This window comes from Herbidospora sakaeratensis (genome assembly GCF_001570525.1).
In the GTDB taxonomy this organism is placed as follows: domain Bacteria; phylum Actinomycetota; class Actinomycetes; order Streptosporangiales; family Streptosporangiaceae; genus Herbidospora; species Herbidospora sakaeratensis.
In genome coordinates this window covers 1-24,696 of sequence record NZ_BBXC01000012.1, presented here as the reverse complement: position 1 = coordinate 24,696, position 24,696 = coordinate 1, and the positions used below count along the sequence as shown (strand labels likewise).

General features: G+C 69.2%; 24 protein-coding genes. 13 read left to right on the top strand and 11 right to left on the bottom strand.

The window, feature by feature from the left end; all coding sequences use genetic code 11:
* Positions 1–21: 21 nt before the first annotated feature.
* Positions 22–1,176 (top strand): MFS transporter, encoded by a 1,155-nt coding sequence (locus AW271_RS19030; protein ID WP_169806363.1) that lies wholly within the window; start codon positions 22–24, stop codon positions 1,174–1,176.
* Here the strand turns inward: AW271_RS19030 and AW271_RS19025 are convergent.
* The 3 genes from AW271_RS19025 to AW271_RS19015 all read right to left on the bottom strand — a co-directional run bounded on the left by AW271_RS19025 (position 1,154) and on the right by AW271_RS19015 (position 2,901).
* The gene (locus AW271_RS19025; protein WP_062338669.1) at positions 1,154–1,750 is read right to left on the bottom strand and encodes a hypothetical protein; all 597 of its coding nucleotides are present in this window, start codon (positions 1,748–1,750) and stop codon (positions 1,154–1,156) included. The genes AW271_RS19030 and AW271_RS19025 overlap by 23 nt on opposite strands.
* A gap of 10 nt (positions 1,751–1,760) precedes the next feature.
* Positions 1,761–2,582, bottom strand: a complete 822-nt coding sequence (otsB, locus tag AW271_RS19020) for a trehalose-phosphatase (protein ID WP_062338667.1) — start codon at positions 2,580–2,582, stop codon at positions 1,761–1,763.
* A 70-nt stretch (positions 2,583–2,652) separates the two neighbouring features.
* Positions 2,653–2,901 (bottom strand): DUF3263 domain-containing protein, encoded by a 249-nt coding sequence (locus AW271_RS19015; protein ID WP_439648992.1) that lies wholly within the window; start codon positions 2,899–2,901, stop codon positions 2,653–2,655.
* 46 nt (positions 2,902–2,947) lie between these two features.
* On the opposite strand from AW271_RS19015, the gene AW271_RS19010 reads away from it, so the two are divergent.
* The 3 genes from AW271_RS19010 to AW271_RS19000 all read left to right on the top strand — a co-directional run bounded on the left by AW271_RS19010 (position 2,948) and on the right by AW271_RS19000 (position 5,426).
* Complete coding sequence (locus AW271_RS19010; RefSeq protein WP_245653100.1) at positions 2,948–3,760, top strand: SAM hydrolase/SAM-dependent halogenase family protein; 813 nt, start codon at positions 2,948–2,950, stop codon at positions 3,758–3,760.
* Between the two features lie 67 nt (positions 3,761–3,827).
* The gene (locus tag AW271_RS19005; RefSeq protein WP_062338655.1) at positions 3,828–4,961 is read left to right on the top strand and encodes a S8 family serine peptidase; all 1,134 of its coding nucleotides are present in this window, start codon (positions 3,828–3,830) and stop codon (positions 4,959–4,961) included.
* A 138-nt stretch (positions 4,962–5,099) separates the two neighbouring features.
* On the top strand, positions 5,100–5,426 hold the full coding sequence (locus AW271_RS19000; protein ID WP_062338653.1) for a hypothetical protein: 327 nt from the start codon (positions 5,100–5,102) through the stop codon (positions 5,424–5,426).
* Between the two features lie 73 nt (positions 5,427–5,499).
* On the opposite strand, the gene AW271_RS18995 is transcribed toward AW271_RS19000, so the two are convergent.
* The 5 genes from AW271_RS18995 to AW271_RS18975 form a co-directional block, all read right to left on the bottom strand.
* On the bottom strand, positions 5,500–6,516 hold the full coding sequence (locus tag AW271_RS18995) for an ABC transporter ATP-binding protein (protein WP_062338652.1): 1,017 nt from the start codon (positions 6,514–6,516) through the stop codon (positions 5,500–5,502).
* A complete protein-coding gene (locus AW271_RS18990) occupies positions 6,500–7,546 on the bottom strand; it encodes an ABC transporter ATP-binding protein (RefSeq protein WP_062338650.1) in 1,047 nt (348 codons plus the stop codon). The genes AW271_RS18995 and AW271_RS18990 overlap by 17 nt, the downstream gene beginning before the upstream one ends.
* Before the next feature lie 12 nt (positions 7,547–7,558).
* The gene (locus AW271_RS18985; RefSeq protein ID WP_062338648.1) at positions 7,559–8,476 is read right to left on the bottom strand and encodes an ABC transporter permease; all 918 of its coding nucleotides are present in this window, start codon (positions 8,474–8,476) and stop codon (positions 7,559–7,561) included.
* Positions 8,469–9,410, bottom strand: a complete 942-nt coding sequence (locus AW271_RS18980) for an ABC transporter permease (protein WP_062338646.1) — start codon at positions 9,408–9,410, stop codon at positions 8,469–8,471. Before AW271_RS18980 ends, AW271_RS18985 begins: the two co-directional genes overlap by 8 nt.
* A 117-nt stretch (positions 9,411–9,527) precedes the next feature.
* Positions 9,528–11,195 carry a peptide ABC transporter substrate-binding protein gene (locus tag AW271_RS18975; protein ID WP_062338645.1) on the bottom strand — a complete coding sequence of 556 codons (1,668 nt, stop codon included), beginning with the start codon at positions 11,193–11,195 and terminating at the stop codon, positions 9,528–9,530.
* A gap of 476 nt (positions 11,196–11,671) precedes the next feature.
* Here AW271_RS18975 and AW271_RS18970 point away from each other — a divergent pair, with 476 nt between their 5' ends.
* The 4 genes from AW271_RS18970 to AW271_RS18955 are packed head-to-tail and all read left to right on the top strand — an operon-like array spanning position 11,672 to position 14,239.
* Entirely contained in the window at positions 11,672–12,583 is a 912-nt protein-coding gene (locus AW271_RS18970; RefSeq protein WP_062338644.1) for an ABC transporter permease, read from the top strand.
* Between the two features lie 16 nt (positions 12,584–12,599).
* Positions 12,600–13,409: an ABC transporter ATP-binding protein gene (locus AW271_RS18965; RefSeq protein ID WP_245653143.1), complete on the top strand. Its 810-nt coding sequence runs from the start codon at positions 12,600–12,602 to the stop codon at positions 13,407–13,409.
* Positions 13,410–13,463: 54 nt separating this feature from the next.
* Complete coding sequence (locus AW271_RS18960; RefSeq protein WP_062338643.1) at positions 13,464–14,000, top strand: YbhB/YbcL family Raf kinase inhibitor-like protein; 537 nt, start codon at positions 13,464–13,466, stop codon at positions 13,998–14,000.
* Between the two features lie 59 nt (positions 14,001–14,059).
* Positions 14,060–14,239: a hypothetical protein gene (locus tag AW271_RS18955; RefSeq protein WP_062338642.1), complete on the top strand. Its 180-nt coding sequence runs from the start codon at positions 14,060–14,062 to the stop codon at positions 14,237–14,239.
* Between the two features lie 93 nt (positions 14,240–14,332).
* Here the strand turns inward: AW271_RS18955 and AW271_RS18950 are convergent, their stop codons facing one another.
* Together AW271_RS18950 and AW271_RS18945 are read right to left on the bottom strand one after the other, a co-directional pair.
* A complete protein-coding gene (locus AW271_RS18950; protein ID WP_157554373.1) occupies positions 14,333–14,764 on the bottom strand; it encodes a hypothetical protein in 432 nt (143 codons plus the stop codon).
* A 264-nt stretch (positions 14,765–15,028) separates the two neighbouring features.
* Positions 15,029–16,342, bottom strand: coding sequence for a KamA family radical SAM protein (locus AW271_RS18945; protein ID WP_062338639.1), 1,314 nt, complete (start codon positions 16,340–16,342; stop codon positions 15,029–15,031).
* Between the two features lie 182 nt (positions 16,343–16,524).
* On the opposite strand from AW271_RS18945, the gene AW271_RS18940 reads away from it, so the two are divergent.
* The 4 genes from AW271_RS18940 (at position 16,525) to AW271_RS18925 (ending at position 21,397) form a co-directional block, all read left to right on the top strand.
* Positions 16,525–17,088, top strand: coding sequence for a DUF1707 SHOCT-like domain-containing protein (locus tag AW271_RS18940; protein ID WP_062338636.1), 564 nt, complete (start codon positions 16,525–16,527; stop codon positions 17,086–17,088).
* A 75-nt stretch (positions 17,089–17,163) separates the two neighbouring features.
* Positions 17,164–18,198: a phosphate acyltransferase PlsX gene (gene plsX / locus AW271_RS18935; protein ID WP_083976850.1), complete on the top strand. Its 1,035-nt coding sequence runs from the start codon at positions 17,164–17,166 to the stop codon at positions 18,196–18,198.
* Positions 18,199–18,239: 41 nt separating this feature from the next.
* Positions 18,240–19,961 carry an arginine--tRNA ligase gene (argS, locus tag AW271_RS18930; RefSeq protein ID WP_062338634.1) on the top strand — a complete coding sequence of 574 codons (1,722 nt, stop codon included), beginning with the start codon at positions 18,240–18,242 and terminating at the stop codon, positions 19,959–19,961.
* Positions 19,962–20,038: 77 nt separating this feature from the next.
* Complete coding sequence (locus tag AW271_RS18925; RefSeq protein WP_245653099.1) at positions 20,039–21,397, top strand: hypothetical protein; 1,359 nt, start codon at positions 20,039–20,041, stop codon at positions 21,395–21,397.
* Between the two features lie 313 nt (positions 21,398–21,710).
* On the opposite strand, the gene AW271_RS18920 is transcribed toward AW271_RS18925, so the two are convergent.
* On the bottom strand, positions 21,711–22,094 hold the full coding sequence (locus tag AW271_RS18920; RefSeq protein WP_062338632.1) for a cell division protein SepF: 384 nt from the start codon (positions 22,092–22,094) through the stop codon (positions 21,711–21,713).
* 538 nt (positions 22,095–22,632) lie between these two features.
* On the opposite strand from AW271_RS18920, the gene AW271_RS18915 reads away from it, so the two are divergent.
* Positions 22,633–23,844, top strand: a complete 1,212-nt coding sequence (locus AW271_RS18915; protein ID WP_062338630.1) for a glycosyltransferase — start codon at positions 22,633–22,635, stop codon at positions 23,842–23,844.
* Positions 23,845–24,696 lie beyond the last annotated feature (852 nt).

Here is a 24,696-nt window from a genome sequence, read left to right as displayed (position 1 = left end):
TCTATATCGGGGGAAATGCCGGTGTCCACGCCTGCGATCACGTTCACGAGGGACCGGCCCACCTGGTTCGTCTACCTGATGCTGGCGACCTTCGCCACCTACCTCTACGGCCTGTCGTCGGCGCTCCCCACGCTGCGCGCCGAGCTTGAAGTGACCCAGGCGGTCGCCGGGCTCCACGGCACCGGCATGGCCGTCGGCAGCATCCTGACCGGCCTGTCGCTCCCCTGGCTGACCCGCCGCCACGGCCGCCGCGTCGCCGTCTGGATCGGCATCGGCGGCATGAACGCGGGCATGCTGCTGGTGGGTCTCGGCCCGACGCTCCCGTTCACGCTGGCCGGCTACACGATCGCGGGCGGCTTCGCCGCCATCGCCCTGTACGTCTCCATGGCCGCCCTCAGCGACCACCACGGCCCGGCCGGACCGGCGTCGATCAGCGAGGCCAACGCGGTCGGCGTGCTCGCCGGCATCCCGGCCACCTACGCGTTCAGCCTGCTGGCCGAGTCGGTGCTGGGCTGGCGGGCGGCCATGTTCATCCCGGTCGCGCTCACCGCCGTGCTCGCGTTCGCGATGGGCCGGGTCTGGTTCCCCGAGGTCCCGGCCGAGCACGCGGCCCAGCGGACGAAGCAGCCGTTCAGCTGGCGGTTCCACTTCGCCGGCGCGGTGCTGCTGTGCTGCGTGGCCACCGAGTTCACCTTCAACCTGTTCGCCGCCGAGTTGTTCTCCCAGCGCACCGGCCTGACCCTGGCCGAGGCGGCCACCGGCCTGACCGCCATGCTCTGCGGCATCGCCGCCGGACGCTTCGCCGGCGCCGCGCTCACCCTGCGCTACCCGGTCTGGCAGGTGTTCCTCGGCACCATGGCCGTCACGGTGGCCGGCTGGGCGGTCTTCTGGTCGACCACCTCCGTGGCGGTCGGCTACGCGGGCCTGGCGATCAGCGGGGCCGGGATCGGCATGCTGTTCCCGCTGGGCCTGGCCCGGATGATCGAGACCTCGGGCGGGCGGCCCGACCAGGCCAGCGGGATCGCGTCGGTGTGGGCGGGGGTCGGCTCGGGCACCGGGCCGTTCGTGCTCGGCGCGCTCGGCGACGCCTTCGGCACCCACGCGGCGTTCCTGCTGGCCCCCGCGCTGCTCGGCCTCGCGGCCGGCGGCCTGCTCAGTTCCAGGTCGCAGTTCTGAGGATGGTCGCCAGGCCGGGGGTCTTCCACTGGTCGACGACCAGGATCTTCGACTTCGGCAGGTACCACTCGCGCTGGGTGAAGCTGCCCGCGTAGTCGTAGTTGGGCGGGCCGTAGACGCAGTTGCCCTTCCACTCGCGGTAGTGGGCGTTGTGGCCGGCGCCGACGAGCTTGTAGCCCTTGACCACGGGCTTGGTGCGGAACGAGCTCATCCACAACTTCTTGTCGTAGACGCAGGGGCCGACGTCGGTCGCGGGGCTGTAGGGGCGGCTCGGGTCGTAGGGGTTGAAGGTCTCGTGCCCGACCCTGATCGCGGCCGGGCCGAACACCCAGAAGCTGCGGCAGCCGGAGTCGCGGTAGCCGAAGTTGCGGGTCCCGGCGGTGGCGCACGCGCCGGTGACCACGCGCGTGTAGTCCTTGGCGACCTTGTAGACCTTCCAGGTCGACGGGATCTTGATGGTCAGGCCGTTGCGCAGGTGGACCTGCTTGACGCCGGGAGCGGCGGCGGCCGGGGAGGAGACGAGCGCAGCCAGGGCCAGGCCGGCGGCGGCCGCCGCCAGTGTTCTGGAGATCATGGCGCCGACGCTACTGCTCGCGGCTTGCAATCGACTTGAGGAGCTGTTCGAGGAACGCGACGACGCCGTCGGGGCCGTCGACCACGACGTCGGCCTGCTCGGCCAGCGCGGTGACCTCGGCCGAGCCGGAGCAGACCCGCACGCCGGGGATGTTCACCGAGGCGACCGCCTCGAAGGCGGCCAGGTCGCCCAGGTCGTCGCCGACGAACATGACCGAGCGGGCCCGCTCGGCGATCAGGAGCTCCTTGAGCGCCTTGCCCTTGTCGACGCCGGGCCCGCGCAGCTCCAGCACCTTGCGGCCGGGCTCGACGACCAGCCCGTTGGCGGCGGCCAGCTCGACGAGCGGCAGCCGCAGCGCCTCCAGCGCCGCGTCGGGGTCGGGACAACTACGGGTGTGGACGGCCAGCGCCCGCCCCTTGTCCTCGATGGTCACGCCCTCCTGGCCCGCCAGCAGGCCGGGCAGCGCCGCGCGGATCTTCGTCAGCCCGGCGGGCGGGGGCGGCGAGGTGATCTCCCCGCCCTCCCAGCGCTCGATGCCGTACTGCCCCAGGATGACCAGGCCCGGGACCTCGACGAGGTCGGGGCCGTCGGGGGTGTCGCCGAGGGCGAGGGCGGTGCCGGGCGGGCGGCCGGTGACGACCGCGATGCGGCGCACCACCTCGGCCAGCCGGATCAGCGCCGCGGGCGCGGCGGGGTGGATCCAGGCGGCGGCGGGGTCGGTGACGATCGGGGACAGGGTGCCGTCGAAGTCGAGGCCGATGACGGCGCCGCCCGGATCGTTCACCATCGCCTCAAGACCGGCCCGGCCGCTTTCGGTCCGGACGTCCGGCATGTCCCCCACGTTTCGCCCCTTTCGTCGTGCGACGGTCACTCTGTCAATCGCAGGTTAACGCGATCTGAACTCAACCTGACCGGCCGCGTCCCCGGCGGCGGGCGTCGCGGCGCTCGCGCAGCCGGTTGACGAGCGCGGGGTCGGCGGCGAGCGCCTCGGGGCGGTCGATCAATGCGGCGAGCACCTGGTAGTAGCGGGTGGTGGACATGCCGAAGGTGTCCTTGATCGCCTGTTCCTTCGCACCCGGGTGCCGCCACCAGCCGGCCTCGAACGCGAGGATGTCCCTGTCTTGAGGGGAGAGACCGTCCACACGGGCCATGCTAACTGTCGCCATTTTCCGGGGAGGCGACGTAATGTCACCAGGTGTGACGCCTGTTATCACTCTCCTGACCGACTACGGTCTCGAAGACGGGTTCGTGGCCGCGTGTCACGGCGTTATCGCCGGCATCGCCCCCGAGGCCCGGATCATCGACGTCGGCCATCTCGTCCCTGCGGGCGACGTCCGGCGCGGGGCCGCGATCCTCGCCCAGACGATCCCCTACCTGCCCCGTGGAGTGCACATCGCGGTGGTCGACCCGTCGGTGGGGTCGAGCACCCGCCGGGCGGTCGCGATCGAGGCGGGCGGGCGGGTGTTCGTGGGGCCCGACAACGGGGTGCTCTCGTGGGCGGTGCACGCCGTCGGCGGCGCGACCGGGGCCTACGAGCTGACCAACGAGGACGTCTGGCTCAAGCCGGTGTCCCGGACCTTCCACGGGCGTGACATCTTCTGCCCGGTGGCCGCCCACGTGGTGGCGGGCCGCGAGGTGGCCGGGCTCGGCACCCCGATCCCGCCGCGCGAGCTGGTGACGCTGCCCGAGCCGACCTCCCGGCTGCGCGACGGCGCGTGCGAGGGCGAGGTGCTCTCGGTCGACCGCCACGGCAACGTCCAGCTCTCCATCACCGCCGCCGACCTGGGTTTCCTCGGTGTGCGCGACGGCGACACCCTGGCCGTCTGGCTCGGCCGCCGGCAGCTGGCCGTGCCCTACCGCGACACGTTCGCCGCGGTCCCGCCCGGCGACCTGGTGGCCTTCACCGACTCGGCCGGCCTGGTGGCCGTGGCCGTCAACGCCGGTGACGCCGCCCAGCGGCTGGGCTTGCCGCCGGGCGCCCATGTACGTCTCTCGCCCGCCCGGACATAACGCACTGTATTTGAATGTTCACGGAAAGGTCAGATTCGGCGGCGTGAGCGTGCCAGAATAGGCCGCCGTGACCTTCCTGGCCAAGCCGTTCCCGCTGCTTGCCGTGGTCTGCCTGCTCTCCGGACTCGTCGTCGCGCCGCCCGCGGTGGCCGACGATCCGGGGGCGGCGGCCCGGGAGCGGCAGTGGCCGTTGGAGGTCATGGGCGTACCGGCCGCATGGGAGCTGAGCCGGGGCGAGGGCGTCACGGTGGCCGTCCTCGACACCGGCGTCGACGCCCGCCACCCCGATCTGGCCGGCGCGGTCGTCGAGGGTCCCGACCTGACGGGGGCCGGGACCACCCACGTCGGCCACCACGGCACGTCGATGGCGAGCCTGATCGCCGGGCGCGGCCACGGCCCCGGCCGCGACCTCGGGGTGGTGGGGGTGGCCCCCCGCGCGACGGTGCTCTCGATCCGGGTGACCCTGGAGACCCACGACCCGGCCCGCACCGATCCCCACGTGGCGCAGCGGGTGCGCGGCGCGGTCGCCCGGGGCATCCGGTGGGCCGTCGACCACGGGGCCGACGTCGTCAGCATGTCGCTCGGCGGCGCCGGCGGCAGCTACGAGGGCAGCCCCGACGAGGCGGCGGCGGTCCGCTACGCCCTGTCGAAGGGCGTGGTCCTGGTGGCGGCGGCCGGCAACGACGGCGCGGGCGCCAACCGGCCCACCTATCCGGCCGCCTATCCGGGGGTGATCGCGGTCGGCGCGGTCGACCAGCGGCTCGCCCCGGCGCCGTTCTCCAACCGGCGCACCTACGTCTCGGTGACCGCCCCCGGCACCGGCATCGTCAGCGCCGACGCGCGCGGCTCCTACGTGGTGGGCGACGGCACCAGTTCGGCCGCCGCGTTCGTGGCGGGCATCGCCGCCCTGGTGAAGGCCCGGCATCCCGGGCTGGGCGTGACCGACGTCCGCCGGGCGATCCTGCAGGGCGCGGTCTGGCACAACGCGGGGCGGCGCGACGACGCCTTCGGGCACCGGGTGGCCAACGCGCGGCGGGCGCTGCTGGTGGCCGGCGCGCCCCGGCGGGCGGCGATGGCGGCACGCGCCCGGCAGGCGAACGTCGCGGGGCCGTCGGAATCTACCGGTTCAGGGCCGTTGATCTGGTCTGCCCTGTTGCTCCTTGTCGCCGCGTTGGTGGCGAGGCTGGCGCTTCGCGCCTGACCATTGCGGCTTCCTTGCCGCTCCCTGACCGGATGGGGGGTCCTCCCCTTACGAAAGACCGGGTAGACATGTCTACGACTACACAGAGTAGTCATCCGCGTGCTCAGCCGCCCGGACATACCTCAGGGAGAAACACATATGATCCGCCGCATCGTCGTCACCTCGGCCGCCGCTGGTCTCGTCGTCGTCGCCCCCGCCAGCATGGCGCACGCCGACACGCCCGTCACCAACCTGCTGAACACGCAGTGCGTGTCGTCGCCCGAGCACCTCACCGGCCTCCCCGTGCTGGCCACCCTGCTCTCGCCGGTCTGTGGCCTGGTCAAGAGCCTGCCCGGCCTCGTCGGCCAGGTCGTCGGCGGCGCCACCGCCGGCCTCCCGCTGCCGCAGCTGCCCTCGGTCCCGGGCGTCCCGGGCGTCGGCACCGTCACCGGCCTGCTGCCCGTCAGCGCCGTGTCGGTCCGCTAGTTCTCGCGCACCACTTGCGAAAAGGCCCCCGCCTGGATCCAGCGGGGGCCTTTCCCGTTACTCAGAGCGATAGCTACGAGGCGTGCACCACGTCGTGGGCCTCGGCGAAGTGGCAGGCGCTCTCGTGGTCCGTACCGGGACGGATCTGGAGCAGCGGCTCCTCGACGGCGCAGATCTCCTGCGCCTTCCAGCACCGGGTCCGGAACCGGCAGCCCGACGGCGGGTTGGCCGGCGACGGCGGGTCACCCTGCAGGATGATGCGCTCCCGCGACTCCCGGCCCTCCGGGTTGGGCACCGGCACCGCCGACAGCAGCGCCTGCGTGTAGGGGTGGCTCGGCTTGTCGTAGATCTGGGTGTCCTTGCCGATCTCGACGATCTTCCCGAGGTACATCACCGCCACGCGGTCGGAGATGTGCCGCACCACCGACAGGTCGTGCGCGATGAAGATGTACGCCAGCCCGAACTCCGTCTGCAGCCGCTCCAGCAGGTTGATGACCTGCGCCTGGATCGACACGTCGAGCGCGGAGACCGGCTCGTCGCAGATGATGATCTCGGGCTGCAGCGCCAGCCCCCGGGCGATGCCGATGCGCTGCCGCTGACCACCGGAGAACTGGTGGGGGTAGCGGTTGATGTGGTCGGGGTTGAGGCCGACCACCTCCAGCAGGTCCTGCACCTTCTTGCGGCGGTCGCCCTTCGGCGCCACCTCGGTGTGGATCTCGTAGGGCTCGCCGATGATGTCGCCGACCGTCATACGCGGGTTCAGCGACGTGTACGGGTCCTGCATCACCATCTGGATGTTGCGCCGGAACCGCTTCAGGTTGCTGCCCTTGTGGACGTCGACGAGCTCGCCGTTGACCTTGACCGACCCCGAGGTCGGCTTCTCCAGCGCCATCAGCAGCTTGGCCAGCGTCGACTTGCCGCACCCCGACTCGCCGACCACGCCGAGGGTCTCGCCCCGGCGCAGGTCGAAGCTCACGCCGTCGACCGCCTTGATCGCGCCGATCTGGCGCTTCATGACGATCCCCTGCGTCAGCGGGAAGTGCTTGACCAGGTCGCGGACCTCGAGGATGGGGTCACCCTGCGGTGCCATCGAGGACCTCCCTCCAGTAGTGGCACGCGCTGCTGCGCGTGCCGCTGATCTCGTGCAGCGCCGGGACGTCGGTCACACAGTCGTCCTGGCGGAACGGGCAGCGGGGGTGGAAGGCACAACCCGTCGGCATGTCGAGCAGGTTGGGCGGCAGGCCCTTGATGGCGTACAGCTCCTGGCCCTTCATGTCGACCCGGGGGATCGACTCGAGCAGGCCCTTCGTGTACGGGTGCGCGGCGTTGCCGTAGATGTCGTGCACCGGGGCGTTCTCGACGATGCGGCCGCCGTACATGACCGCGATCTTGTCCGCGACGTCGGCGACCACGCCGAGGTCGTGGGTGATCAGGATCAGGCCCATGTTGCTCTCGCGCTGGAGTTCGGCCAGCAGCTCCATGATCTGGGCCTGCACGGTGACGTCCAGAGCGGTCGTGGGCTCGTCGGCGATGAGCACCTCGGGGTCCAGCGCGATCGACATCGCGATCATGATGCGCTGGCGCATGCCGCCGGAGAACTGGTGCGGGTAGTCGTTGACGCGCTGCTTGGCGGCCGGGATGCGGACCCGGTCCATCAGCTCGACGGCCTTGGCGTAGGCCGCCTTCTTCGACATGCCCTTGTGGACGCGGAACATCTCGGCGATCTGCCAGCCCACGGTGAAGACGGGGTTGAGCGCCGAGAGGGCGTCCTGGAAGATCATCGCGATCTGCTGGCCGCGGATCTGGCTGCGCTGGGCCTCCGACAACTGGAGGAGGTCGGTCCCCCGGAAGCGGATCTGCCCCTTGGGGATGCGCGCCGGCGGCATGTCGAGGATGCCCATGATGGCCTGGGCCGTCACCGACTTGCCGGAGCCCGACTCGCCCAGCACCGCGAGGGTCTCCCCGGCGTTGAGCGCGTAGGACACGCCGTTGACCGCGCGGGCCACGCCCTGCCGCGTGGTGAACTCCACGTGCAGGTTGTCGACCGCGAGCAGCGGCTCGGTGCCGATCGTGCCGCTGTCGGCCGGAAGCAGGTGCGTGTCGACGGACGGGTTCTTCATGTACGCCCCCTCCTATCGAAGCTTCGGGTCGAGAGCGTCGCGGACGGCGTCGCCGAGCATGACGAACGCCAGCACCGTGAGGCTCAGGAACAGGGCCGGGAACAACAGCGCCTCCTCGGCCTGGAGGAACCGGTTGCGCGCGTCGGCGATCATCAGACCCCACGAGATGTCGGGCGACTGGATGCCGACGCCGAGGAACGACAGGGCCGCCTCGGCGGCGATGAAGACGCCCATGTTCATGGTGGCCACGACGATGACGGGAGCCAGGGCGTTCGGCAGGATGTGCCGCCCCATGAGCCGGCCGGGACCGGCGCCCAGCGCCCGCGCCGCCAGGACGTAGTCCTGGCTCTTGGCCGACATGACCGCCGCCCGCATGATGCGCAGCACCATCGGCCAGGCGAGCACCGACAGGGCCAGCACCACGGTCCAGATGCCCGCGTTGTCGCGGCCCACCAGGGCCAGGATCAGCAGCGCGCCCAGGGTCGAGGGGATCGCGAAGAAGATCTCCGCGACGCGCGACAGGATCGTGTCGGTCCACCGGCCGTAGAACCCGGCCAGCAGGCCCAGCAGGCCGCCGATGAGCGTGGTCACCAGCGTGGAGAACACGCCCACCATGATCGAGATCCGGGCGCCGTAGATGACCCGGGAGTAGGTGTCGCACCCCTGGTTGTCGGTGCCGAACCAGTGGGCCCCGCTCACGCCCTGCCGCGCCTTGGTCAGGTCGCACGTGCTCGGATCAAATGCGTTGACCGACGAGAACAGAGCCGGAATGATCGACATGACCACGAAGACGGCGATCATGACGGCGGCGATGATGAAGACCTTGTTGCGCCGCAGGTCATACCACGCGTCCGACCACAGGCTCGCCGGCTTCTTCTGCTTCGGCTGCTTGACCGATTCTGGCTTCTGCTCGGTGAGCGTGTCACTCATAGCGGATCCTGGGGTCGAGGACGGCGTACAGCAGGTCGACGATCAGGTTGGCGGCGATGAAGATCAGCACCAGCACGGTCACGATGCCGACGACCACCGAGTTCTCCGACAGGTAGACCGAGTCGACGAGCTGGCGGCCGATGCCGTTCAGGTTGAAGATGGTCTCGGTGATCACCGCGCCGCTCATCAGCGCGCCGAGGTCGGCGCCCAGATAGGTGACGAGCGGGATCAGCGAGTTGCGCAGGGCGTGTCTGCCCAGCACCCGGCGCCGGGGCATGCCCTTGGCGATCGCGGTCCGCACGTAGTCGGCCCGCAACGTCTCCATCAGGCTGGTGCGCGTCAGTCGCGTCAGGTAGGCGATCGACGTCCCGGCCAGCACGATGCCCGGCAGCAGGTAGCTGCGCCAGCCTTCGGAGGTGCCGGCCACCGGGAAGAAGTCGATTCCCGTGGACGTCTTGAGTTGCAGGCCCAGCACGAGCTGGAGCACGAAGCCGCTGACCAGGGTCGGGATCGACACCAGCAGCAGCGTGAAGGCGAGGATCGCCGTGTCGGTGGCCTTGCCGCGGCGCAGCGCGGCGATGAGACCCAGGCCGATGCCCACGATCGCCTCGATGACCAGGGCCGTCATGGCCAGGTTCAGGGTGATCTGGAACTTGCCTTCGAAAATGGTGGAAACCGGCAGACCGCGGAAGGTCGTTCCGAAGTCGCCGGAGAAGATGCCCTGGATGTAGTAGCCGTACTGGACGACCAGGGGTTCGTCCAGATGGAACATCTCACGCATCGTGGCCCGGAACACCGGGTCGACGGCCCGGTCTCCGGCGAGAGCCTGAATGGGGTCGCCGGGGAGCCAGTAGACGAGCGTGAAGATGAGAAACGTGGTGCCAAGCAGCACAGGGATCGCCTGGAGCAGGCGCCTGACAACGTAGCGGCCCATTCGGTCTCCCGATCATGACGAAGGGCAGCCCCACTGCAACCGAAGTAGGGCTGCCCCAAGAGTGAAGGTCCATCCCGGGCGGCTCAAGGGGTTCCGCCGCCCGGGTTGGATGCCGTCTTAGGCCCTTTCGACGTTCGCGATCTCGATGCGCTCGAACGGGTCGATCTTGACGTTCTTCACGTTCGAGGAGAAGGCGCCGTTGGTCTGGTAGAAGTAGACCGGGATGTAGGGCAGTTCCTTCAGCAGGATGTCGTCGGCGGCCTGGTAGGACGCGATGCCCTCTTCGACCGTGGGAGCCGAGTCGGCCTTCTTCAGCAGCTCCTCGAACTCCTTGTTGTTGAAGCCTGAGTAGTTGGAGCCGGCGTTGGCCGCGAAGATCGGCTTGAGGTAGTTCTCCGGCGACGGGTAGTCCATGATCCAGGCCATCCGGAAGAGGCCCTTCCACTTGTCCGCGCCCAGGTCGTCGAGGATGGTGGCGAACTTCTCGACCGGCTTCGGCTCAACGGTGGCGCCGAGGTTGGTGCGGAGGTTGTTCGCGACGGCCTCGATCCACTCCTTGTGGCCGCCGTCGGCGTTGTAGCCCAGCTCGATGGCGCCGGCCTGCGCGCCGCCGTTGGCGTCCCACAGCTCCTTGGCCTTCACCGGGTCGTAGGTGCAGGCCTCGCCGCAGGCGCCCTGACGGTAACCGGCCACGACCGGCGAGATGAAGTCGTCGGCCGGCACCCGGGTGCCGGAGAAGACCTGCTCGGTGATGGTCTTGCGGTCGATGGCCATCGAGATGGCCTTGCGCAGCTCGGGGCTCTTGGCGTAGTCGGCGCCGACCTTGGTCGGGAAGCCCAGGTAGCCGATGCCCGAGGAGGGCTGCTCGATGTAGCGGTCGCCCAGCTCGGCCTTGGCGGAGGCGATGACCTCGGCGGGCAGCTGGTCCATGATGTCGATGTTGCCGGCCTGCAGGTCGCGGTAGGCGGTGTTCAGGTCGGTGTAGATCGCGAAGTCGACGGCCTCGACCTTGGCCTTGGCCTCGGCGTAGTCGTCGTTGCGGACCAGCGAGATGCGGGTCTCGACGCCGCGCTTCCACGGCTTGGCCATCTTGAAGGGGCCGTTGCCGATGGGCGACTCGCCGTAGGCGGCGGTCACCTTGCCGTCAGGGCCGAACGCGGCCTTGGGCATCGGGTAGAAGGCGGTGTAGCCCAGCATCGTCGGGAAGCCCGAGAAGGGGTTGGTCAGCTGGACCGTGAAGGTCAGCGGGTCGACGACCTTCAGACCGGTGAGGCTGGTCGCGGTGGCCGCGGGGGCCGCCTGCGGGCCGTCGCCGTCGGGGTCGACCGGGTTCATCTCGGCGTAGCCGGCGATCGAACCCATGAAGTAGTTGGCCTCGTACGCGTTGGCGCCGTTGGCGGTGTAGTTCCAGGAGTCGACGAAGCTCTGGGCGTCGACGGGGGTGCCGTCGTGGAACTTGTAGCCGTCCTTCAGCTTGATCGTCCAGTTGGTCTGGTCGTCAGAGGTGATGGACTCGGCGATCTGGTTGATCGGCTTCTTGTCAGCGTCGTAGTTGACCAGGCCGATGAACAGGGCGTTGAGCACCTCGGCGCCGCTGGTCTCCGCGGTGTTACCCGGGACGAGCTCGTGCTGCGGCTCGGCGATCTCGACCACGATCGGCGCGGCGGCGGATCCCTCGCCACCCGTGGCAGGGTTGGGGGCCTCGTCGCCGCCACCACAGGCGGCCAGGCCGAGCGCCAACACGGCAGTGCCGGCGATGATCTGTGCGCCCTTGAATACGCGCATAGTGAGTAGATCCTCCCTCAAAGGATGGGCGTTGGCGCTGAGCTGCGAGATGTCCAGGCCGGCACCCCCTGGGCCCCTTGTGAGGACCTCGGATTTGCAGACACGGTCAAACGAGCTGACGCCCTGCCAGTCGTCCGCGAGCATCCCTCACCACACACCGCAGTGTTGTCTCTGCTGCGTTGCAGTTCGGTCACACGTGCGTCAGTCGGGCGTCACACGCATACCAAGAAGGTCGCCTCAAACCTCTTAAACGGCTCCAAAACTCCCACAAAGGTACACATGTCCCGGTACTGGTGAAGCCACGGTACGTCCTTTGCGGTACCGATCGTGGCGTTGTCCCCATATCAGGACCTGGTGGGCTACCTTTGACCAAGCCGTGGCACCCCCGCCACCGGCGGCTTCACCCAACCCCACGAGGAGCCAACAGGTGACCATCGCAGGCTTCTCGTTCACCAGCATCCAATAGAGTCCTTGCCATGAGCCAGCCGGATTCCGCCGTCGCGGACGCGCAGGGCGGCGCAGCGACGGAATCGCTGGCCGCGCTCGCGAAGCGTCACGGCCTCCGTCGCGCGATCGCGCGCCCGAGCCTGCCTTTCTACGTCGGGCAGCTCTGGGCCCGCCGACACTTCGTGCTCAAGTACGCGACGTCGCGCAACGTCTCCAAGTACAGCCAGTCGATGCTGGGCCAGCTCTGGCAGCTCCTCACGCCGCTCCTGAACGCCGGCGTCTACTACCTGATGTTCGGCGTCATCCTCGATCAGAAGAAGGACATCTCCAACTACACGGCCTTCCTGATCACCGGCGTCTTCATCTTCACCTTCACCCAGCGGACCGTCAGCAGCGGCGCCAAGTCGATCTCCAACAACCTGTCGATGATCCGGGCGCTGCACTTCCCCCGGGCCGCGCTGCCGCTGGCCTACGCGGTGCAGGAGCTCCAGCAGCTGCTCTGGTCGATGCTGGTGCTCATCGGGATCGTGCTGCTCACCGGCGAGCCGGTCACGCTCTACTGGTTGTTCATCCCGGTCGCGCTGCTGCTCCAGCTCACCTTCAACGTCGGCGCCGGCCTGTTCATGGCCCGCGTGGGCGCCTTCGCCCGCGACATGAACCAGTTGCTCCCGTTCATCATGCGGACCTGGCTCTACGCGTCGGGCGTCTTCTTCAGCATCCCCGACCGCGTCGCCGACCTGCCCGAGTCACTGGCGTTCGTGCAGTACATCATGGAGCTCAACCCGGCCGCGGCCTACATCGAGCTGATGCGCGACCTGCTCATCCACGACCACACGCCGCCTCAGTGGGCCTGGACGACTGCCATATTCTGGGCGGTGTTCGCCCTTGTCATCGGTTTCTGGTACTTCTGGCGCGCCGAAGAGAGGTACGGACGTGGCTGAGGCGAAGCCGATGGCGATGGAAAAGAGGGTGTGGCCGTTGACCGCCGAAGAACAGGAGGCGACCGCCAAGTCGTCTGCCGTCGGCACCCCGACCGTCATCGTCGACGACCTCCACATCGTCTACAAGGTCTACGGCGCGACCTCCGCCGAGGAGAAGGGCAACGCCGCCACCGCTCTCATGCGACTGGTCAGGCGTCAGGGCCGCCCGCAGATGCGCGAGGTCCACGCCGTCAAGGGCGTCTCGTTCGTGGCCCGCCACGGCGACGCGATCGGCATCATCGGCCGCAACGGCTCCGGCAAGTCGACCCTGCTGCGCGCCATCGCCGGCCTGCTGCCGCCCCACTCCGGCGCCGTCTACACCGACGGCCAGCCCTCGCTCCTGGGCGTCAACGCCGCCCTGATGAAGGAGCTCACCGGCGAGCGCAACATCACCCTGGGCTGCTACGCGATGGGCATGACCCCCGCCGAGGTCCGGGCCAAGTACGACGAGATCGTCGACTTCTCCGGCATCGGCGAGTTCGTGCAGTTCCCCATGTCGACCTACTCGTCGGGCATGGGCGCCCGCCTGCGCTTCGCCATCGCGTCGGCGAAGGTCCACGACGTGCTGCTGATCGACGAGGCGCTGGCCACCGGCGACCGTGAGTTCCGCAAGCGCTCCCAGAAGCGCATCATGCAGATGCGCGAGTCGGCCGGCACCGTCTTCCTGGTCGCCCACAACCTCGACGTCATCGAGGAGACCTGCAACCGGGTCATCTGGCTGCACAAGGGCAAGATCAAGATGGACGGCGACCCCACCGAGGTGATCAGCGCCTACAACAAGGCGTGAGTGGTAGAGGATAGGCCCGCAGAAGATCGCGACCTATCCCGAGCGGAGTGCGCCATGCCGACGCCAGCACCCATTCCCTACGACCACCTGCCGGAGGTCCCGGCGCTCACCGTCGAGGCCTCCGGGCTGTCCGACGGGGCGACGCTGCCCGACCGCCACGTCTTCAACGACTGGGGCTTCTCCGGCGAGAACGTCTCCCCGCGCCTGACCTGGTCGGGCGCCCCCGAGGGCACCCAGAGCTTCGCGGTCACCTGTTTCGACCCCGACGCCCCCACCGGCAGCGGTTTCTGGCACTGGCTCGTGTTCGACATCCCGGCCTCGGTCACCGAGCTCCCCGAGGGCGCCGGCAACGGCCCCGGCTTCGCGGGCCTGCCCGAGGGCGCCGTCCACGCCAAGAACGACTACGGCATCAAGGAGTACGGCGGCGCCGCCCCGCCCCCCGGCCTGCCGCACCGCTACCTGTTCGCCGTGCACGCCCTCGACACCGACAAGCTCGGGGTCGACCCCGACTCCAACCCGGCCGTGGTGGGCTTCAACATCACCGCCCACACCCTGGCGCGCGGATTCATCGCACCGGTGTACGAAAGCTGATGCCGCTGCGGCCGGTGTTCCATTATGATTCGAACGGGGATTCGATCTAAGGAACGCCGATGAACTGGGAGGGCGGGATGAGTGAGCTGGTTACGGCCATCGATCATCTGGCCGACGAAGACCCGTCTGAACTTTCACCTGCCCTGCTGACCGAGCAGCTCATCGAACTGCACTGGCAGATGGCCAGACTGCAGGCACAGATCGCCAGGCGCACCTCGGTGCGCCCCTGGGCAAACTGAAAACGGCCGGTGCCTCGCGAAGGCACCGGCCGTTTTCACATGTCAGAGGTTCGGAAACGTTGACGTGGCCACGCCAACGTGTCCGAGAGGCACTTAGCGGGTGCCCGAGACGATGTTCCTGACCGCGCCCGACAGGCCCTGGGCGGCCTTGCTCACCTGGGTGGCCGAGCCGGTCAGGTCCTTGCTGGCGCCGCTGATCTGGTCGGCGCCACCGGCGACCTGGGCCGCGGCGCCGGTGACGGCGTCCAGCGCGGGGGCGAGCTGAGTCGAGACGTCGTTGCTGCGCGCGCTCATCGGGGTGGCCTGCACCAGCTCGGTCCAGCCCGCGACAGGGGCGACCGCCGGCACGACGCCGGTGGCACCGGCGAGGTCGGCTCCCGGAAGGGCCGGGAGGTGCCCGCCGACGAACGGGATGCCGCCCAGCAGGCCCGAGATCGGGTTGTCCGCGGCCTGGGCGGGCGCGGCGAACATAGCCGCGACGCCGAAGGTCGCGACGACGAGTGCTGCCTTGATCATGCGCTTCATGTAAATGCCTCCTGAGCCCCGTCCCAGGTCAGGGAACGGGAACCGAGAACCCCCGCGTAACCGGCGCGGGTTCGCGCCGGCCGATTGGCTAGGCCGAATTTCTATCACCATGGGAAACGGCCCGGTGACCGGGAGTCACAACGCCGAGAGGCCGGAGGGCGCCCGACTTGGCGGCACATGATGGGAATTCACATCCGGCCCGGGAGAAAGGCACGGTAAACGCGGCTCCCGGGCCGAGGGCAATTGTTTTCCGTCTCCTTGGGGTCAGGCCGCGACGGGAGCCGCCGGCTCGAAGGGGAACCGGTCGGCGAACGCGGGACGCAGGTCGGTCAGCCAGACGGCCGCGGGGTCGTACCGGGCGAAGAAGGGACGGCCGACCAGGCCGGGGTCACGGGCCTGGATGAAGTGGAGCACGAACACGCGCTGCCCGTTGACCTCGGTCACGCCGTCGACGCAGACCTTGCCGGGGGTGGCCGACATCGAGGGTCCCCTGACCGTCCGGCAGAGACCGGAGACCTGGGCATAGGCGTCTCTGAAGGTCTCGTACGCATCGGCCAGCGGCACCGCGAAGTAGTCCTGCGGCCCGGTGTCCCGCTCGACGAACATGTAGTAGGGCACCATGCCCATCGCGTTCTGCCGCCGCCACATGTGCGCCCACGTGGCCGCGTCGTCGTTGATCGTGCGGATCAGGGGCGCCTGGGTCCGAACCGTGGCGCCGGTGTCCAGGATGCGCCGCACCGCCGAACCCACCGCCTGGGGTTCGAGCTCCCGAGGGTGCGAGAAGTGCGCCATGAACGCGAGGTTCTTGCCCGACGTGACCACCCGCTCGAACAGCTTGAGCGTGTCGTCGGCGTCGGGGTCGGTGACGAACCGGCCGGGCCAGTAGGCCAGCGACTTGGTGCCGATCCGGATCGAGTCGATCTGCGGCAGGTCGAGCAGCGGCTCGACGTAGCGGCGCAGCACCGGCTCGCCCATGATCATGGGGTCGCCGCCCGTGAACAGCACCGAGGTCACCTCGGGGTGGCGGCGGATGTAGCCGACGAGCGCGTCGACGTCGCCGGAGGCGAACTTCAGGTCGGGCTCGCCGATGAACTGCGCCCAGCGGAAGCAGTAGGTGCAGTAGGCGTGACAGGTCTGCCCCTGCTTGGGGAAGAACAGCACGGTCTCGGGGTATTTGTGCTGCATGCCGGGCACCGGCTCGTCGCCGATCTTGGGCACGTTCAGGTCGAGCTGACCGGCCGGATGGGGGTTGAGCCCCATGCGCACCTCGTTGGCCGCCGCCGTCAGCTGCTTGACGGGGGCGTTCGTCCTGATGAGGTTCGCCAGACGGGAGACATCCGCTTCGGGCAGCATGTCCTCTTGGGGAAAGACGAGCCGATAGATCGGGTCGTCGGGGACCGCGGACCAGTCGATGAGCTCGTCGACGACGTAGGCGTTGGTGCGGAACGGCAGCACCGTCGCCACCGCGCGGACCCGTAGCCGCGCCTCCTCGCCGAACCCGGCCTTCTCGCGAAGCAGGTCGTCGAGATGTTTCGTCGTGTATGCCCGGAAGCCGCGGGTTCCCTCGTTAAAGATCACTCGGCCTTCCCTTCTCGGTAGTTTTTCCGATCTCGTGTAAACCAAGGAGGCCCTTCAGGCGTCTGGGCATCCTCTATACCGGTATCGGCCGGTCCCGACAGCCGAATTCAGGATTTGGTAAAGACCGTAGTCATGATTTTTGCCTCTCGCGACATATCTCGAATGGGGGTAATCTGGCCTATGTGACGACAGAAGACCCAGGTCAGCGCGCCTCCGACGCCGACCGCGACCGGGTGGCGGCGATCATCGCCGAGGGCCTGGCCACCGGCCGCCTCACCACGGCCGAGCACGCCGACCGCCTCGAAGCCACCTACGGCGCGGTCACCATGGGCGAACTGGTCCCGATCACCAAAGACCTGCCGTCGACCGTCGCGAACGCCGCCCCGGCCGACGTCGGCCGCAAGAACATCACCGCCGCGTTCAGCAAGGTCATCAAGAACGGCCGCTGGGTGCCCGGCCGCCACCTTCGCCTTCGGGCCCGCTTCGGCGCGCTGATCATCGACCTGAGCGGCGCGGTGCTGCCCGGCCGCGAGATCACCGTCGACATCAGCGCCGCGTTCAGCAAGGTCATCATCCGCGTGCCCGACAACGCCAACGTCATCGACGACGGCAGCGCCGTCTTCGCGAAACGCGTCGTCTCGGGCGGCGAGAAGGACGACGGCCCGGTGATCCGGGTGACGGGCAACGCGGCCTTCTCCAAGGTCATCGTGTCCCGAAAGGTGTGGGACCCGAATCTGCGCGGATAGGGCGAGCCGACGGACGGCGCATCGACCCGCCCCGCCTACCATTCACTGAGATTCCCGGATCGATTGGATGGCGCCGTGGCCGTATCGTCGCCGGTCGCGCTCGACGCCATGGGCGGCGACCACGCGCCAGAACAGATCGTCGCGGGGGCCGTCGTGGCCGTCAGGGAGCTCGGGATCCCGGTCGTACTGGTCGGCCAGCCCCGCCCGCTCCACGACCTCCTGTCCCGGTACGGCGCCGCGTCCGAGATCCCCATCGTCCGCGCCGAAGAGGCGATCTCCATGGACGAGGGCGCCCTCGCCAGCCTCCGCCGCCCCCGCTCCAGCATCGCCGTCGCCTGCCACCTCGTCCGCAGAGGCGACGCCTCGGCGGTCGTGTCGGCGGGCTCGACGGGCGGCGTCGTCGCCACCGCCAAACTGCGCCTCAAGACCCAGCCGGGCGTGCTCCGCCCCGCCATCGCCGTCGCGCTGCCCACCGTCCCCGATCCGACGATCCTGCTCGACGCGGGCGCCAACGCCGACGCCAAGCCCGAGATGCTGGTGCAGTTCGCGCACCTGGGTGTCGCCTACGTCGCCACCGCCCTCGGCCACGACAACCCCCGTGTCGGCCTGCTCACCATCGGCGCCGAGGCCGAGAAGGGCAACAAGGTCGTCAAACGCGCCCACGAACTGCTGGAGACCGCCCCCGGCATCCACTTCGCCGGCAACGTCGAGGGCCACGACCTGCTGTCGGGCCGCGTCGAGGTGATCGTCGCCGACGGCTTCACCGGCAACGTGGCGCTCAAGACCATGGAGGGCAGCGTGCGCTACGCCTTCGGCCAGCTCCGCCAGGCCGTCGACGGCAGCGCGGTCGCCAAATTCGGCGGCCTCCTCCAGCGCCCCCGCCTGCGCGGCCTCTACGAACGTCTCGACCCCGAGGCGCACGGCGGCGCGGTGCTGCTCGGCCTCAACGGCTGCGTGGTGATCGCCCACGGCTCCTCCCGCGCGAAGGGGGTCGCGGCGGCCTGCGAACTGGCCGCCCGGCTGGCCGGCGAGGGCGTCGTCGACAGGGTCGGCGAGCGCATCGCGGCCATCCCCAGGTCCCACCGGTTGTGGTTCTCCGACCGGCGGTAACCCTGGCGACGACGGCGGTTGCGCGTCGCTAGGCTTTGTGTATGACCGACCCACAACTCGTGCTCGCCGAGCGTGTCCAGCAGGCGCTGGCCACCGCGTTCGGCCAGGAATACGCCGCCGAGGATCCGCTGATCAGGCCCTCCCAGTTCGCCGACTACCAGGCGAACGTCGCGATGAGCCTGGCCAAGCGACTCCGACGCGCGCCGCGAGATGTGGCCCAGGAGATCGCCGCCAACCTCGACCTGCCCGGCACCGTCGAGGTGAGCGGCCCCGGCTTCCTCAACCTGCGCTTCCACGACTCGTGGATCGCCGCCCAGGCCGGCGACATGCTCGCCGACGACCGGCTCGGCGTGGCCCGCGAGCTCCCGTCGAAGACGGTCGTGGTCGACTACTCCGCGCCCAACGCCGCCAAGGAGATGCACGTCGGCCACCTGCGCACCACCGTCGTGGGCGACGCGCTGGTCCGCGTACAGGAGCATCTCGGCAACCGGGTCGTCAGGCAGAACCACCTCGGCGACTGGGGCACCCCGTTCGGCATGCTCATCGAGCACCTCCTCGACATGGGCGAGGAGGCGGCGGTCGCCCAGCTCGAGGCCGGCAACGGCAACGACTACTACCAGGCCGCCCGCGCCAAGTTCGACGGCGACGCCGAGTTCAACCGCAGGGCCCGCGCCCGCGTGGTGACCCTCCAGGCCGAAGACCCCGAGACCATGCGCCTGTGGCGCATCTTCATGGACGCCACGGTCCGCTACTTCAACAAGGTCTACGTCCAGCTCGGCGTCACCCTGACCGACGACGACATCGCCGGCGAGAGCATGTACAACCACGCCCTCGCGCAGGTCTGCGACGACCTGCAGGAGCGCGGCATCGCCGAGATCAGCGACGGCGCGTTGTGCGTCTTCCCGCCCGGCTTCACCGGGCGCGAGGGCGCTCCGCTCCCGTTCATGATCAGAAAATCCGATGGCGGGTACGGATACGCGACCACCGACATGGCCACCATGCGCTACCGGGTGCAGGACCTCAAGGCCGACCGCATCCTCTACGTCATCGGCGTCACCCAGTCGCTCCACATGCAGATGTTGTTCGCCTCGGCGAAGATGGCCGGCTGGTTGCCCGACCACGTCTCGGCCGAACACGTCCAGATCGGCAGCGTGCTCGGCAGCGACGGCAAGATGTTCAAGACCAGGGCCGGCAAGTCGATCAAGCTGCTCGAACTTCTCGACGAGGCCGAGAGCCGGGCCGCGGCCGTCCTGGCCGAGCGCGACTACGACGACGCCACCCGCACCGAGATCGCCCACGCCGTCGCCATGGGCGCGGTCAAGTACGCCGACCTGTCGGTCAGCCACGACAGCGAGTACGTCTTCGACTTCGACCGCATGCTCGCCCTGACCGGCAACACCGGCCCCTACCTCCAGTACGCCACCGCGCGCATCCGCTCCATCTTCCGGCGCGGCGAATACGACCCGGCCGCCTCCTACGGGCCGATCGTCATCACCCACCCGGCCGAACGCGCCCTGGCCCTGCAGCTGCTCGGCTTCGGCCCGGTCGTCGCCGAGGTGGGCGCCCGCAACGAGCCCCACCGCCTGGGCGCCTACCTGTTCGACCTGGCCAGCGCGTTCACCACCTTCTACGACAACAACCCGGTGCTCAAGGCCGACTCCGACGAGGCGCGTCAGTCCCGGCTCGCGCTGTCGCAGCTGACCATGCGGGTGCTCGTGCAGGGCCTCGACCTCCTGGGGATCGAGGCGCCCGAGCGGATGTAAATCCGCGGATCGGCGCGCCTCAGAACACGAACAGGTCACGGCCGTCTAGTGTGGGCGCGGTCAAGGGAGCGTCTGCGGTGCGTAAAGCAGACGTCCACCTGCCGTGGGGGAGTCAGCGCGTGAGCATGGATGTAACAGCCCGGCCGGGGTCGTCCGGCAGCGCCGACACCACTGAGCTGCACCGCTACGCCGAAGCGCTGCTCGTCCACCTCACCGCCGACGGCGGACCGCCGCCGCCACCGCCCGGGGCGATCGACGTCCCGGGCTACTGGCTCTCCCCCGCCGTCCGCGCCCTGGCGCTGATCCTCAGCGGCGACGACGCGATGGAGCCGCTGTCCGAGGCCGCCCAGCTCGACGGCGCCAAGACGGCGCTGTTCCTGTGCCTGGCCTTAGCCGTCTGCGGCCACGGCGACCGCATCCACGCCTCGTGGCTCGGCACCGCCTTCGGCGACCTGTCCTCCGAACACCCGGTCACGGCGGGCCAGCGCGCGTTGTGGCTGGCCGCCGCCCGGGGAGCCTACGGACCGGCCGGCAAGATCTTCGTACTGCGCAAGCTCGACGCGGTCGAGGTGCTCCACGACGACGACGTGTGGCTGAAGGCGCTCGTCCCGGCCGAACCCGGCCTGGTGGTGCCGCCGTCGCTGAACGACTTCCCCGAGCTGGCCCAGATCCCGGAGCTGGGCTGCCCCGTGCAGGCCGCCACCCGGCTGGCCAGGCTCCGCCACCGGTGTGAGGAGATCACCTCCGTGCCGCCCCCCACGGGCGCGTTGTCGAAGACCCGCGCGGTGTGGCCCGACACCGAGCCGATGGCGGTGTTGTCGGCCCTCGTCGGCTCCCCCGAACCCGAGGGCCCGTTGAGCGCTCTGAACGGCCACCTGCTCGACGACCTGAAGCCCGGCGCCGACCCCTACCTGGCGGCGCTCGCGCTCCACGTCGCGGCCCCCGCGATCAGCACCGCGGCGGCCCATCTCGCCGACCGCACCGACGCCGAGCAGCCCGAGACGCTGGTCCTGCCGATCCTCGGGCACTCGATCACGCTGCGTCCCGACGGCCCCGACGCCGAGGCGATGGCCGACGCCGAGCGCCGCATCATGGCCGGCTACATTCCGCGGCGTCCGTCGCCCATGCCCGGTTATCTGGCCGCGCTCGGCGGCCTGGTCGTCTTCACGCTCGGTTTCGTCCTCTCGATGATCCTGGCGGTCGTCGGAGTCGGAATAGGCGCTTTGGGGGCGTGGTTGTTGTGGCGCTTCCGCGGCCGTGAGAAGGCCGATCTGGCATTGGTCAACGCACAAGTGGCCGAACTCCACGAACTGGCCACTTCAGCGGTCTGGGCCCTGCACGAATATGCCCGTGAGGCCAAAACGCGCCGAGACCAGGCCATTTCCGACGTCGCCGAAGTCGGGCGGCTGTTGAAACGCGGGCCACGCGCCGGTTAGCCAGGTCTGAAAGCGGCCACGCGCACCAGGCCCTGAAGCGGTGCTTCGCACAGCCTCGATCAGGGCCGGAGCCAGGATTGTCGTACTTCGGTATCTCGCGGTCACCGGTGGAGCAATCCGGATTTTCGGGGAAGAACGAGAGACCCGGCCTGCGGAATCCCTCGCAAGCCGGGTCGAATGGTCGGTCGGGGCTGGTCGGAACATTCCCCTGAGTGTCGGACGGTCGTACGTGTGCGGCCGGCGGAGGGGCCGGCGAGGGGTGGGTGGTGAGAGGCCTCGGCGTCGCCTCTCCACCCGCTCGGCGAGGTGACCGTTAGGCGGTGGTCACTTCGACGTTCGACGGCGTGAGCAGGAACACCTTGTCGGCGATCCGCTCGATGCGACCCTCACAGCCATAAGCGAGGCCGGCCGCGAAGTCGACCATTCTGGTCGCCTCCAGGGTCGACATCGTCGCGACGTCCATCACGATCGTGTGGCCCTCGCGGAAGTGACGGCCCACGGTGAGCGCGTCGTCGTACTTCCTCGGGCGTACCATCACGATTCGCGACGGTTCGCCCGCCGGCTGCCAGCGTTTCGCGGCCCTTTCCGAGGCCGGCATCCAATCGTCTTCGTATTCCTCTTCCCCATAGGGCTCTTCCGAATATTGCTCGGCTCCGCCCAGGCCAAGGTAGGTCGCTACCTTGCGCACTGCCCCCATCGGCTTCGTCCTTTCCGGGTTTGTCCCGACACAAGGGACGCTAACCGACCATTCTCTTATGGCGACTCGACACGCCTATACATGGGATTCTCTTTGTCGCGGGTCGTCAGTTGCCCCGTGACATGCGCGCCTGCACCGTAGATTCGTTTACCGACCAGCCATTCAAGGGTAACCCGACGAGCTTCCGCCTGCTGGAAGGTCAGATAACCAGATCGACGATGAGCACCATTGTGGCGGAAATGCGGCATTCGCTAAACAGATTATTCGAGTGCCGAATCAATTCGCTGGACAACGAACTCCGACCACAGAGCGTGACCAACCGGATCCCCCGGACGAATTGCACAGATCATGGGAACTACCCGTGCCCACCGGAGCGCCATATATGCGGGAATGCCCGTCGGGCACCGAAGGCGAAGACTGCGGGGGCACCTCATACTCCCCGCCACTTTCAACCTATAGCGGACGCCCGGGCTTGCCGCAAGACCCCCGTGACCCCGCACAATCGGTGGCCCGAACCACTTCCAGGGGGAAAACACCCATGCGCGTACTGCTGTCGACCATCGGCTCACGGGGCGACGTCCAGCCGCTGGTGGCGCTCGCCACGGAACTCCGCGCCCTCGGCCAGGACGTCCGCCTGTGCGTCCCACCCGACTTCCGCGACTGGATCGAGGGCCTCGGCCTGCCGGTCACCCCGATCGGCCCCGAACTCCGCACCCTGACCGCCGCCACCCCAGCCACCCCGCCCACCCCGGAGCAGCTCCGCCGCCTGGCGGAAGCCTCCGTGACGGCCCAGTTCGAGACCGTGATGACCGCCGCGAAGGACTGCGACCTCATCGTGGCCGCCACCGCCATCCAGGTCGCCGCCCGCTCGGTCGCCGAGGTCCTTGAGATCCCGTACGTCTTCACGGCCTTCTGCCCGATCGTGTTCCCTTCCGTCCACCACGCCCCGGCCCCCGCACCCGGCCTGCCGCCGGTCGAAGGCGACAACCAGACGTTGTGGGCCGAAGACGCCGCCCGCTTCACCGCGAGCTTCGGAGCAGCCCTCAACAACCACCGCACGACACTGGGCCTGAGCCCGGTGACCGACGTACGCGCCCACATCTTCGCCGACCACCCGATCCTGGCCGCCGACCCGACCTTGGCCCCCTGGCCCGAGCCGTTCGGCGACGTGGTGCAGACGGGGGCGTGGATCCTCCCCGATGACCGCCCCCTGTCAGCCGAACTGTCGGCCTTCCTCGACGCCGGCGACCCACCGGTGTACTTCGGCTTCGGCAGCATCCGGGCACCCCGGGGGCTGGCCGAGGCGATGCTCGAAGCGGCCAGAGCGACCGGGCGGCGGGCCGTCCTGTCCCGAGGCTGGGCCGACCTGCTGCCCGCCGAGCCCTGCCCGGACGTCCTGTCGATCGGCGAGGTGAACCAGCAGGCCCTCTTCCGCCGGGTGGCCGCGGTCGTCCACCACGGCGGCGCCGGGACGACGGCGGCCGCGCTGGGCGGGGCGCCGCAGGTGGTGGTTCCGCAGGTGTACGACCAGTACTACTGGGCTCAGCGGGTGCATCGTCTGAACGTGGGCATCGCCCACCCTCCCGGGGTGCCGACGGCCGAGTCCCTGACGGTGGCGCTGAGCGAGGCGCTGTGGCCTGACCTCGCCAACAACGCCGCCGGCCTGGCCGAGGAGATGCGCACCGACGGCGCGAGGATCGCGGCGAACCACGTGTTGAAGCTGGCCGCGGAGGCGCGCCTCCGGACATGACGAAGCCCGGCCGTATGGCCGGGCTGGGACCGGGGTCCCGCACCAACTGCCCCGTGGGGGGCGACGGGCAGGCACAAGGTCGGCTGCTCAGCGGCCGGCCTCGTGCCTCTGCTGGATTCGAACGGCCAGGTTCCCGCGAACCAGGAGCACCGGCCGTGGCCGACGAAACGTGCGCCTACGCATGGCAGAGCCAACGCCGGCGATCGGCAGAGGTCAGGGCCGACGCGGAGCCACGACGATGTGAGCCATGAAAACGGGGATCCATCTCGACTCGGCCTCGCGGTCGTGCCGTTGAAGGTGGGCATCTGTCCAGGGGACAGGGAGTGTCACCCCTAGAAGATCCAGGCCGAGACCAGTGAACTCTGTCGGTGCCAACTTACGAACGACACAGCCCAGCGGTGTGCCGTCTGGTAGCCCTCACGTCTCCCCGGGAGTGCCGCCGGGGCAGCGGAGCCGCAGCATTGCCGCAGAACGCACGAAGCCCGGCCGGATGACCGGGCTCCAAGAACACGCGCAAACTACGAAGCCGGCCCTCGCGCCTGACGCCAGGCCCATACCGAAGGCGTGCCGGAAGCCTAAGTCCAGCCGGCACGCCTTCAAACAGATGCCGCAGAGACGACGAAAGACCGGCCGCGCGGCCGAGCCAGAACAACACCCGCAACCACCAAAGCCGGCCCTCCCCGCTGACGCCAGGCCGATACCCGATGGCGTGCCGGCAGCTTGCACGCGCCCTGGAAACGACGAAAGCCCAGCCAAACGGCTGGGCTCACCCCATGAAACGCCTTCGGTAGAAAAACGACGAAAGCCCGGCCGCATGGCCGGGCAGAGAAAACACCCCCACACGAATAACCC